Raw genomic sequence first — 12,099 nt, 5'->3', positions numbered from 1 at the left:
CCCTGGAAGCTCAGGATTGGTTTACAACCACGCCTGCAAGCCGGCCCTTGTCAAGAATATCCAGCAACACCACACTCTGCTTTTCTGTCGGGAGCTTGGAGGGAATCTGCCTGGCAACCCTGAGCACGCCGTCTTCCATCGGCGTGAGCAGATTCTTCTCAAGCAGCGACTGATGGATGCGCGCCCATTGCCCAGCAGGAACAGCCAGCACTTTTCGTTGCGCCTCGATGCCGTTGTCGATCCTCTGCGTCTGCTTCGCAGTCTTCACGATCGCTGCCTGATCACCCTGCGGTACAAGTCGATCGTAGAACTGGGGCGAGAGGAGATTGGCGATCGCTTCACTACGAGCCTGTATCCTCGTCCAGCACGCATCCTTCTTGCACCACTCGGAAATATTGGAAATGCCTTGCGGCGGCTTGGTGATGTCGTCGTTCACGACACCCGACACGGCAGCGATGGCACTTTCGAGCACCGGATCGACCTTCTGCGTATTCCAGATACCCAGAAAATCGATGCTCTCCTTCCTGCGCTTCGTGATGTCGCCGAGTAGCGCCAGCGTGTAGGCCACGATGTTTGCGCGGTATCCGCCGTTGTACCAAGGCTGTGCGGAAACAATGCGCTCCGTGGCGCGGAAGATCAGGCCACGTGCGACAGCCCGCTTGAAATAGAACTCATTGAACGCGTCGGATGATTTCTCCCACTCGCTGCCGATTCGGGTGGCGTAGCGCGCAAAGTTCTTCTGGGAGCCAAGATTCACCCACTTGGGGTGGTCATCCCAGACATTCTCGAACTTCGCAAGATCCGTCTTCGTGAACATCTGTGGCTTGGGATGTTCAGTCTTGAAGCGGCGCTGTTCGGCGGGTGTGAGCTTTGACTGTGCATCGGCATACTGGCCGCGTGCGCGCTCATAGAACCAGCGCGTCTCGCGCGGGGCTCCCTTCTGCGCCGGTGCCCAGATCCGCCGGGAAAACCCTTCCATCCGAACATGGAACGGGTGGTTCGAGAAGAAGTCGGCGGCATTCACCCGATTCTGGGTGTTCGCATACTCGGATATCCTTGGCACAACCGTTTCGCTCTGCAGGCTGTCGATGACGGACAGCTTCAACTGGACGAATATCTGTGAAAGATCGGCCTTGTCCCGTTTCCGTGTGTGGAACAGCGATGCCGTGGTCTGTCCCCCATTGACGATCTGGAGATCGACAACCCTTGTGATCGCCAGACCGAAATCCGTCGTCGCGGTCTCGACACTCTGTGCAGTGGCCGTGATCCCGTTGTTGTAGGCAAAGAACATCCCTGGTTCGTTCAGGATGGTCGCCCTTATTCCCTGATTCACACTGCCGCGCGCCTGCAGGAACGTACGGACATTCTGCTCAAGCAATCGCGCCCCGAATCTTTCGTACAGGCTCGCCAGCACCTCGGCAGGCATGACCATGAGATAGGATTGATAGGCATCGGTCCCCAGGTGTGCGGGAAGGCAGGCGATGCCCTTGCCGAACATCTGCTCGAAGTCGAGGTCGAGTGGCTCCTTGTGGCTTCGGGAGCTTCGCTGACGATGAAGTCGTGAGATGTCCCAGATGTGGTGAGCAACCGGAACACCTGCCACTTCCGTGTCGGGAAGGGCCTGGATCTTCTCGCTGAGCGTGCGCTCGGAAAAAAGAATCAGGTTGACCTGCCGAATGGCATCCTTACGATCGGAAATCTGTCTGGCAAGACCGTACCCCGGGGATGTGACTTCCAACTTGTCAGCCAATGCTTTGTTGATGCTGGCCTCGAGAAAATTGATAAGGCGCTTGAATGCCGCTCCCACTTCAGTCCTGCTCAAGCTTGCCAATGCATCGCGAGAATCAAAATCAGCGATGAACAGATCCAGAACGCCATCGTCGTTGAACCAGAAACCATCAACGCGCATTCCGCCTTGCGGCGGGCGATAGTCACAGAGTTCAAACCCTTCCGTAAAGCCTGTTTCGACAAGCTCGTTCGCGACCGTCTCCATGAATTCGGAAAGCTGAAAGTTTCCATCGGCTTCAGCTCCCGCCAGCAGCTCCTGCCTGAAGTCGTGAAAAAATTCTTCAATCGTCTGTTCCATCAATCCCCCCTGAAGATGGCTGCTTCGTCACACTCGTACGGAGCAATCGTTTCCAGCCTGATGTCGTAGGCCACGTTGGCAATCCCTGGCGGCAGTTGCGACCGCATCAAACGCGGAAAACCGTCACCGACACGATAGCTGCGCACGTCGCTGACGACAAAGCGAGGCTCATCGTAGTCGGGGAGCGGCGCATAGCCGTGCGCAACCAGTTTCCGGTCAAAGGCCTCGACGGTGTCCGCCTCGCCGAGCCGTGCCTGGACTGCAGTCACGATCTCGTTGAGTGATCGAGCTCCTGCCGCGTCCGCCAGATTGCTCAGCCGGTACACGCGCAGGAACAGCGCATCGTTCAGGGATTCGAGCTGGTCTTCTGACGAAATGCGGATGCTGCTCCGCTCTGCGCCCGAGAGCGATTTGACCTCGACGGCTGTGTTGCCAAAGATGAAATCCTGATGTGATCGTTCCGGACCGAGCCAAGCCTCGATTGCGTCACTGCTCGACATCGGGCCATCGATCAGTTCCATCAGAAAGACGATTTCGGCGAAGAGACCGCGGACTTCCTCGATGGACAGATGCTGACTCCGGCCTGACAGGAAGGTCTTCCAACGGCGAATGTGTGCCAGAGAGACCGCCAGAGAGCTCGCCGAGTCGGTGGCGTGTTCCAGCGAGGATGCGAGGGTGCGGCACAGTCCTTCGAAGAGATCGCGGTCGACCTGCCTTTCAAGGGCGAGGACCAAGTGCTGCCGCCCCCGATCTCCGGCACGGAGATCGACATCGATGCCGTTCACCGTGACCGCGTTCTTCCGGTACTGGGCTGCGTGGTCGCCCTGAAGCTCCACGATGAACAGGCAGGCACCAACGGCATCTCGCCCCCAGAAACAGGGCACGGCCGTTCCCACCGCAACCTGGCGGACATTGAAGTCCGATCCCGGAACGGCGATGTCATCCCACGGCGAGGACTCAGGCATCATAGTCATCCTCCTCGTCTGGATCGTCGACGTAACCTTGCATCTGCTGGAGCCAGACCTTGTTCACGACGACATTGATGGTCGTCGAATAGTCCCCGCAGGGAAAGCTGATGCCGAAGGCGGCGATCGGCCCCGTCACAGCCTCGCCCTTGGGCTCGAGGCTGTGAATCATGAGAAGCGGCTTGTTTCGGACCATTCGGTAATGTGTGTCGGATACCGCTGCTGCGCCATCTTCGCCACCAGCCAGGGTCCTGGCCTCATTGCGTTGTGCGTCGCTGAGCCCAAGCTTCTCGTCGCCACGAGATGCAACCCTGTCCTTGTTCAGGCGCCACGAGGTGCCGTTCGGCTGATCCTTGCCGACGACGCGCTCCTGATTCCGCAGGGTGAACGGCTGTTCACCGCCTGAACCGCCCGCAGGGGAAATCAGCAGAACATCGGCCAGCGGGTGCTTCGTCGCAATCCGTTCTAGATAGCTGACCACGTCCGACTTCTGTCCGGCAAAGGTCGAATGGCATTCGAACCGTGTGAGGAAGTCTTCGATCACCTCGACGGGCACATCCCTGAAGATGACGCCCTTTTCGGTTGTCTCCTCCGGTCGCCCGCCGAATCCATTCCGCCAGTGATCGGCGATCAGCGCAAGGTTTCTGGCATTCACGTCGGGGTCGGTGGAGACAATGTAGCTCTCCCGCAGTCGCCCACTGAAGTTCTGCTCGACCGTGACCTCTTGGCCCGATCGCATCTTGTTCGCCGCCGTGATCAGCAGGCTGTCCGGATGCGAGCGGACGTACAGGCCAAAATCCTTCGGGCTGAGGCGATCACGCCGCATACGCTTGACCTGCTGTACAAGCTCTTCGGCGGCATCGGCGATGTGGGAGTACCAGTTGATCGAATCGCGCGAGAGATGGACGCGGCAGAGGTCCTCGAAGCCCGGCCGGTAACCGAACCAGCGGCCCATCTGCATGAGGGTGTCATACATCTTCGTGTTGCGGTACATGTAGCTGACGGTCAACCCCTCGATGGTCAGGCCTCGGGAGAGGCTCAGACCACCGACCGCGACCGCAGTCAACCCGACTCCTTCCTTCGCGTAGCGGGCGTAGTCGAGCACCTCGTCACTCTTGCTGTTGATGACATGGAGGTGGAGGTGCTCGAAGACGCCGCTGAGGGCAGCCTTCACCTCGCCCCAGGAAAACCCGGTGTCGGCATACTCGGTATCGAAGGCCTGCTTCAAACCCTGCATGTACGCGTTTCTGGAGGAAACCTCTTCCGGCATCGCGTAGTTGGCGAAAACCGCTTCCCTGATCCTCTTCTCCCTGAGACTCAGAAAGTCACGCACGGCCTTCTGAACGGGCACGAAGCGCGACACATTGACCATCATGGAGCAATGCTTGCCGGTCTGCCCACGCAGGTTCCGGATGGCACGGGCGACGATGAATGCGTCGAGTGCGCGATAGAGGCTGGGGGGCAACTCGTGGACAGGGTCGTCGCGCTTGTGGGCGTATGGGATGAGATCCTCGCAGTCGTCGATCGGCCTGACGATCGATTGACTGGTCGCCTCGTCGAGGAACACCTTCTCGGCACCGAAGTACGTCGTTGGCGCGTCCAGGCAATAGATGAAGTCGCGCGGGAACAGCTCCTCACGCACATCATCGCCATAGGCGTCGGGGTTGATGAAGATGTTGGCGAACGGTGTCGCCGTGTAGCCGACATAGCACGATTTCGCGAACAGCCCGAGGATGCGCCGGATCATCGCATTCGTTCGGGTCGGATCCAGATCGGCCTTGTTCGTGTTGATCGACGCATTGTCGGCCTCGTCATCAATCAGCAGCATCGGCACATCGGAAATCCGGCCATCACCTTCGGCGTTCAGCTCCTTCAGCCACTTGTGAAGAGCCGTGAGCGTCTTGACGTTCTTCTTGATGACCAGAATGATCGGCTTGCTGAAGTCGTTGATCTTCCACCCGCTCTTTGCTGCCGTGTTCTTGTTGAAGTCCTCGTTGATGTTGGTGAGCGTGGCCGGATGCGGATAGCCCGGCGCGAGGCCGACACCGATGTTGCGACGATCCTCGGGATCGCTGGACCGGCCGATGAAGGCCTCATCAATGCGCTGCTGCGTCTGCTTGCGTAGATTGTTGTGAATGCCGGCGACAACAATGATGAACTTGTAGCCGGCGTCGGCGGCACGTGCCATCAGGCCGGTGTAGTTGGCCGTCTTGCCCGACTGCACATGACCGATGACAAGGCCACGACGGTTCCAGGTTGTACCCTCGCTCAACGGATCCTGCAGGTGGCCGAGAATGCGGGTCGTCACATCGCTCAGCGACTGGACCATCTGCGGTGGCCAACCTTCCTTGAGAAGAAAGTTTCCATAGGATTGCGCATAAGTCCAGGCGACATCCTGACGCCTGTGGACCCACTGATCATCATGCTTCGCAGTGACATCCACCAGCGAAACACCTGCCCCCATGCGCGTGTCGACCGAGATCATCGCCTCGGTGACAATATTGCGGAGATCTCCCATATAGCCGAAGATCGCGGCGATCTGTCTCGCCTTTTCCTCCACCTGCTCGCGCGTCGGCGTCTCGGCCATGTTGGCAAGACCCGAGATGAGCGCATTGGCAATGTTTCGTTCTTCCGTGATGACTGTGAGGCTCATGCGAAGGTCTCGCTGATGAATTTTTCGGCCAGTTCAATCTGGCCATCGAAAAGGTGCGTAGAGCGGACGATCTGGAGAAAGGCATTCGGATCGCCCGGCCCGTCGCCGTAGAATACCTTCCTGAGACTCTTCAGGCGCTCGAGAGTCTGGCTTTCATCCACCGGCCTCTGGTTGATCTCGCGCGGATGGGTCGAGAAATCGGAATAGATCATCTCCACCGGCAGGGATGCGGCAATCGAATCCAGCAGGACACGAATCAGGTACGCGTCCTCGGTCGAGAGTCTTGTGGCCAGAGATGCAATGAGCGGGTGCTGCGCGTTGATTGCGAAACGGATGCCGCCGTGATCGGCGTAACGCTCCCAGAACGGGGCTTGGCTCTCCTGAAAGAGCTTCTGCCCGCGCCCCCTGTGCACCGTCACGCTGCGCGCAGTGATCCTGTTGATGATCTGACGCAGGCGCTCCCGTACCCCATGCGGCGGACGGGCGCGTGATTTCTTGATGTCGATGGTCCAGGCTTGGTCCAGACTGTTTGGAAAGTCGATCTGTACCCGCGCCAACTTGGTGGCCTCGCCCTTCGGTGCGAGTCTGAACCAGTCGCCCCAGGCCATCAGGCGACCGTTTCGATAGACGTAGCCCCCCTGATTGGAGATGAAGTCACTGCGATCCTGGTAGTAGTCGTACTCGGACGCGGACAGACGACTGTGGTGCGGAAGCACGTAAGGCTGCAGGCGCACCTCGGCCTCGCCGATGCGGACGATCTCCTCCGGAAGCACCTGGGTGGCTGGATTCTTTCTGCAGAAAGGGTCGAATGCAGCAATGGGGCGACCGTTGATGGTGAGTGCAATTTTGGAATACCCCTTGACTTCACCCGCAAGGAAGCGATGAAAGACGAGGGAAAGATGCCGCCCCACCGCTTCAAGCTTCTCGTTCACGACCTCCTGTCGACGATCCCGAACTTCCTCTTCCAGCAAGCGATCAAGCTCTCGCCAGACGACTGCTGTCCCTTGTTTGCCAAGGCGATCTACGTAGGGCAATGCATGGATATCGGCTGCATCAAGGAGGCTCAGGATCCAGTCGTCTGCGGCATCGATGCGATCCAGGTTCCATTCGGCTCCGCAGACAGTTCCATCGCGTGTGCTCACAACGGTCAGCGAGCGGCATTGGGAAAACGAGGCGGTCTTCAGGCCAAGGCCGAAGCGCCCAAGATCCCGCGGGGATCGATGCTGCCTGGGGTTGCCGGTCCCATGGCGCATCGCGTCGAGCAGCTCGTCTTCTGTCATTCCCCTGCCGTTGTCGAGGATGACCATCACAGGATGCTCACCGGACACATCGCAAATGATATCGATGGTGTCCGCGCCAGCGGAAATGCTGTTGTCGATCAGATCGGCAATCGCAGTTTCGAGCGAGTACCCCAGGTCCCGCATCGATTCGGAAAGACAGGCCGCGCTCGGCGGATGACTGCGATCACGAGCCATCGGCTGCCTCTTGCGTCTTCTCGTGAGTCAAGCGCATGGTAAGCTCCGAGCTGCTGCTTCGGGTGTCGTCTTCATCCGTCCGCATTGCCAAGCGGAAGCGCGGAGCTGCCATTTCTGCAGACACTCAGGCGGAAAATGCTCTATTTCATGCCCGTTCCTACCACTCCGCAGCGCAGCCGCATGATGTCGAGCATCCGCGGAAAGAACACCCGTCCGGAACGGATGCTTCGCTCCCTTCTTTTCGCCAGGGGTTTTCGATATCGACTTCATGTGCGGAGGCTGCCCGGCTCCCCCGACCTTGTGTTCCCGAAGCACAGAGCGGTGGTGTTCGTCCACGGCTGCTTCTGGCACCGACATGAAGGCTGCCGCTACACAACCACTCCCAGGACCAATGCAGATTTCTGGCGGCAAAAATTCCAGGAAAATGTCGCTCGCGACAGGCGCCATGCGGAGATGCTCCATGCTCTCGGCTGGCGTGTGGCGGTCGTCTGGGAGTGCGCCTTGAAGCACTCGGTCGCGGAGACTGCGCAAGCGGTTGAGGAGTGGCTGCATGGCGATGCGGATGTCCTTGTGATTGGTCAGATCATTGACTAGTCCGCTTCGGCAAGCACCGGAATCTGTTCCGGCAGGTTTCGCCGCACGGTTCCCACCGGTCTCTCCTGTGCGGCATCACCTGCTTGCCTCCTCCTGTACCTGCTCGTCTCGTTCAGAAGGCTACGAACGATCTTGGCCAGCTTGTGGGCAAGCAACGGCGGCACCGCATTGCCGATCTGGGTGTACTGCTCCGTGCGATTGCCCGCGAAGAAATAATTGTCGGGGAACGTCTGGAGCCGCGCGGCTTCCCTGACCGTGAGACTTCTGCATTGTGAGGGGTCGTAGTGGATGTAGTAGTGCCCATCCTTGGCAATATGAGCCACCACCGTGGTGGACGGCTCGTTCCTGCACTGCACGCGGAACCGATCCTTGAAAGGGATCGCTTCGGATTTCCGATCGACTTGCACATTGATATGCTCGGGAAGCAGCTTGGGAGGGAAAACATCCAGCCGTGGGCAATATTTCCATAAATGAGCGAAGCTGGCCGAAAAAAGATAGCGTGCAAGATCAGATGCCATGTGTGCACGCGCTTCATGCTGACAGACACCACCCAGGGTTCGGTCGTGAAGCCATTGCTGAAGCTCGGTCGGCTTCTTCGGTCTTCTATAGTCTCGTGAAATGAAGGCACCACCAGTCGAGGTGCTGGTTGCCTCAGCGGCAAAGGCATGCATTGCCCCGATCATGACGGACTCGTTTTCTGCCCTCCATCCCTTGACACAAGATGGCGCGGCCTGAACAGCCTTGCGCCACGCCTCCACTGAATCGCCACGCGACAGCTTGCTGCGGATTCGGGGAAGATCGTCAATGGCCTGCTCGACCGTGACAGGCCTTGCTGCTGTTGCCAGCAGCTGGTGTTGGGGCATGCCCAGCCCCTTTCTCACTCCGAGCAGAATCACGCGATGCCTGCTTTGCGGGATCCCATGGCGCTCCGAATGGACAAGGTAGTCACTTGGTTGCAGTGATCTCTCGTCCCCCTTCTGGGTGAAGGATCGGATCTCATATTCGAGCCCCTCGGTCGGCATCGAAAGATCCGCAATGATCTTCTCGAACACCGGGCCGCCGGAGTGCTTCGAGGAAAGCAGACCCTTGACATTCTCCATCACGAAAATGGTGGGCCTGTGCACCTGGATGATTCTCAGATACTCCCTGTAGAGGAGGTGCCTTTCGTCCTTGTGAAAGTCCTTGTCGTTGACACGTCTGGAGCGCCCCGCCAGCGAATACGCCTGGCAGGGCGGACCGCCGATCAGTACCCAGGTTTCCTGGCCCTTCAGGGCAGAACGAATTTCTCTGTCGATACTGGCTTCGTCGGACTTGCCAAGTTCCAGACACCTCGCTTCGGTGGCAGCATGCTCGAAGGCGCTGGCCACGGCAGGGATCCTGCGGAAAGCGACCTCATCGATCTCGCCCCTTATGTAGCTGTAGTAGTGCTTGACGTCCCTGGTGCCACGCAAACGCCTGAACACCGCTCTGAGTGTCAGCGTCCGATGGGCTACAGCATCCTTCTCGATGGAAAGAGCGATCTCGAAGAATGGCTGTCGCTTGTGGCCCTGCAGGGAGGCAAACCCTTCCCCGAGCCCACCCGGGCCAGCAAAGAGATCAATGATGGGAACTGGCACGCCAGCAAACCTCCCCTTGTATGTTCCCGAATGTGATTCGGTAGCTGATTGGGTGCACGCTCACTCGGCCTCCGGCTTCTGCTTGCCGACGCTTGCGGCAATACACCGATCCAGCTCCGAGCAGAGAAGCCGCCAAAGTACAGTCTAAAAAACCATTGGATGAGGTTACCACACCTCTGATGCATTGCACCAGCAGACCGTTGAACCCCCACACCCGCCCTGAATGTGTCATCGCGTGCACCATGGCAAAGTGCAGGCACAGGAGATGCCTGATGGACAGGCTCGGTTCAGTACAACCCCGGCTCACCCTCAGGCCGGCTCTTGAAGCGCCGGTGCAGCCAGTGGTACTGGCCCGGGTTTGGGCGCACCGCCTGCTCGAGCGCGGCGTTCATGCGCTGGGCGTCGGCGCGCTCGTCGCCGCTGGGGAAGTCGGGCCACGGTGGCGAGACCTCGAGGCGGTAGCCGCTCGCCGTCAGGCGGCAAAACAGATTGACCACCGGCGCCTGCGCGGCGCTGGCGTAGCGCGACAGGGCGGTCACGGTGGCCGCTGGGACGCCAAAGAAGGGCACGAACACGGCGTTTTGCGGCCCCAGGTCCATGTCGGGCAGCAGCATCAGGGCCGCGCCATGGTGCAGGCCGCGCAACACCGGTCGGATATTTTCGCGGCGCGAGTGCAGCAGCGGCGCCCCAAAGCGCGCCCGGCCCTGATTCACCCAGCGCTCAAGCCAAGGGCGCTTTTGCGGCGAATAGACGGTGATCCAGGGCCGCTCGACTTCGAGCGTGATGCGCGTCCAGCAGGCGTCGAGGCCGCTCAGGTGCGGGGCAAAAAACACCACCGGGCCGCTCAGGTGCAGCGCCTGCGCCGGATCGACGAGCTGCACCCGCTGGCGGATGCACGCTGGGTCGGCGTGCCAGAGCCAGACCCGGTCCAGCGCCGATTGGCCAAAGTGCCTGAAGGTCTGCCACAACCAGCGCCGCCGCTGCGCCGGCGTGGCCTCGGGAAAGCAGAGGCTCGAGGTTGCGCTGGGCGATGTGGCGCCGGCGCCGGGCCAACAGGCACAGCAGCGCCCCCAGCAGCGCCCCTAGCAGCCGCCAAAGCGGCAGCGGCAGGCGCGCCAGCAGGCGCAGCCACAGCGGCCCCGGTGGGTCGGATGCGCGGTCAGGGTTCATGCGATGGGGTGCTCGGGGTGCCAAGGCCTGCACCCAAAAGGCGCAGCGCAGCCGTTCAGACCGGGCTGTCGATGCGCAGCCAGGTGGTTTTGAGTTCGGTGTATTTGTCGAAGGCGTGCAGCGATTTGTCGCGCCCGACGCCGCTTTGCCGGTAGCCGCCAAAGGGCACGGTGATGTCGTCTTCGTCGTACTGGTTGACGTGGATGGTGCCGGCGCGCAGGGCCCGGGCCACGCCGTGGGCGCGGTTGAGGTCGCGGCTCCAGACCGAGGCTTGCAGACCGTAGATGCTGTCGTTGGCCATCTGCACCGCTTCGGCGGCGTCGCCAAAGCGCAGCACCGCCAGCACCGGGCCAAAGATTTCCTCGCGCGCGATCTGCATCTGGTTGTGCACGCCGTCGAAGATGGTGGGCTGCAGGTAGCAGCCGCCCGCCACCGGGTGCACGCGCTGGCCACCGGCGAGCAGCTGCGCGCCCTCGCGCTGGCCGGCCTCGATGTAGCGCAGCACGGTGGCGGTTTGGGCCTCATCGACCAGCGCCCCCTGCACCGTTTGCGGCAGCAGCGGGTGCGCCGGCTGAAACTGCGGCAGCAGCTCGAGCGCGCGCGCCATGAAGGGCGCGTGGATGGCGTGGTGCAGCAGCAGCCGCGTGGGCGCGTTGCAGCTCTGACCGCAGTTGAAGAACACGCTGCCCAAGGCCGCCTGCACCGCGCGCTCGAGGTCGGGGCAGTCGTCAAAGACGATGAACGGCGACTTGCCGCCGAGCTCGGTCCAGGCGCGCTTGAGGTTGCTCTGCCCGGCCATGACGTGGATCTGCTTGCCGACTCGGGTGCTGCCGGTGAAGGCGATGCAGTCCACATCGGGGTGCAGCGCCAGCGGGCTGCCGGCTTCGGGGCCAAAGCCTGGCAGCACATTGAGCACCCCCGGCGGCAGGCCGGCTTGCAGCCCCAGATCGGCCAGGCGCAGGGCGCTGAAGGGCGATTTTTCGCTGGGTTTGAGCACCACCGCGTTGCCCGCCGCCAGCGCCGGCGCGATCTTCCAGACGGCCATCAGCAGCGGGTAGTTCCAGGGCACGATCACGCCCACCACGCCCACCGGCTCGCGCTGGATCAGCGCCAGCGCCTGGTCTGCCGTGGGCGCGATCTGGTCATAGACCTTGTCGGTGGCCTCGCCGAACCAGCGCAGGCAGTTGGCGGCCCCGGCCACGTCCACGCTTTTGGCGTATTGCAGCGGCTTGCCCATGTCGAGCGCTTCGGTCAGGGCCAGCTCGTCGGCGTGTTGCAGCAGCAGCTCGGCCCAGCGCAGCAGCACCCGCTTGCGCTTGGCCGGAGCCTGGCTGGCCCAGCGCCGGTCGTTGAAGGCGCGGCGCGCCGCCGCCACGGCCAGGTCGATGTCGGCGCTGGCGCATCGCGCCACCTCGGGCAGGGCGCGGCCGTCGATCGGGGAGGCCTTGGTGTACGTGGCCCCGTCCTGTGCGCCCACGCGCTGGCCGTCGATGAAGGCGCGGCCATCGAGGCGCAGGGTGGATTCGTCGATCGCGGTCAT

General features: G+C 61.2%; 7 protein-coding genes and 1 pseudogene. 1 reads left to right on the top strand and 7 read right to left on the bottom strand.

Annotation, left to right across the window (positions count from 1 at the left end):
• Positions 1–10: 10 nt before the first annotated feature.
• From AAAZ40_RS01345 to AAAZ40_RS01330, 4 genes are read right to left on the bottom strand one after another with little or no spacing between them, the layout of a single operon-like run.
• Positions 11–2,086 (bottom strand): AIPR family protein, encoded by a 2,076-nt coding sequence (locus tag AAAZ40_RS01345; protein WP_476660814.1) that lies wholly within the window; start codon positions 2,084–2,086, stop codon positions 11–13.
• Complete coding sequence (locus tag AAAZ40_RS01340; RefSeq protein WP_476660813.1) at positions 2,086–3,054, bottom strand: PD-(D/E)XK motif protein; 969 nt, start codon at positions 3,052–3,054, stop codon at positions 2,086–2,088. Before AAAZ40_RS01340 ends, AAAZ40_RS01345 begins: the two co-directional genes overlap by 1 nt.
• Positions 3,044–5,704, bottom strand: coding sequence for a Z1 domain-containing protein (locus tag AAAZ40_RS01335; RefSeq protein WP_476660812.1), 2,661 nt, complete (start codon positions 5,702–5,704; stop codon positions 3,044–3,046). The genes AAAZ40_RS01340 and AAAZ40_RS01335 overlap by 11 nt, the downstream gene beginning before the upstream one ends.
• Positions 5,701–7,179 carry an ATP-binding protein gene (locus AAAZ40_RS01330; protein WP_476660811.1) on the bottom strand — a complete coding sequence of 493 codons (1,479 nt, stop codon included), beginning with the start codon at positions 7,177–7,179 and terminating at the stop codon, positions 5,701–5,703. Before AAAZ40_RS01330 ends, AAAZ40_RS01335 begins: the two co-directional genes overlap by 4 nt.
• Before the next feature lie 135 nt (positions 7,180–7,314).
• Between AAAZ40_RS01330 and AAAZ40_RS01325 the strand changes: the two genes are divergently transcribed.
• The gene (locus AAAZ40_RS01325; RefSeq protein ID WP_476660810.1) at positions 7,315–7,773 is read left to right on the top strand and encodes a very short patch repair endonuclease; all 459 of its coding nucleotides are present in this window, start codon (positions 7,315–7,317) and stop codon (positions 7,771–7,773) included.
• Here AAAZ40_RS01325 and AAAZ40_RS01320 read toward each other — a convergent pair.
• The 3 genes and pseudogenes from AAAZ40_RS01320 to AAAZ40_RS01310 all read right to left on the bottom strand — a co-directional run bounded on the left by AAAZ40_RS01320 (position 7,770) and on the right by AAAZ40_RS01310 (position 12,099).
• Positions 7,770–9,389: a DNA cytosine methyltransferase gene (locus tag AAAZ40_RS01320; protein ID WP_476660809.1), complete on the bottom strand. Its 1,620-nt coding sequence runs from the start codon at positions 9,387–9,389 to the stop codon at positions 7,770–7,772. The genes AAAZ40_RS01325 and AAAZ40_RS01320 overlap by 4 nt on opposite strands.
• 287 nt (positions 9,390–9,676) lie before the next feature.
• Positions 9,677–10,390: pseudogene (locus tag AAAZ40_RS01315) on the bottom strand (lysophospholipid acyltransferase family protein); the annotation flags it as partial.
• Positions 10,391–10,614: 224 nt separating this feature from the next.
• Entirely contained in the window at positions 10,615–12,099 is a 1,485-nt protein-coding gene (locus AAAZ40_RS01310) for an aldehyde dehydrogenase (RefSeq protein WP_476660808.1), read from the bottom strand.

This window comes from Serpentinimonas sp. SMBJO2 (genome assembly GCF_056341105.1).
Note: the sequence above shows the minus strand (reverse complement) of the source record. Positions and strands in the feature narration are given on the sequence as shown.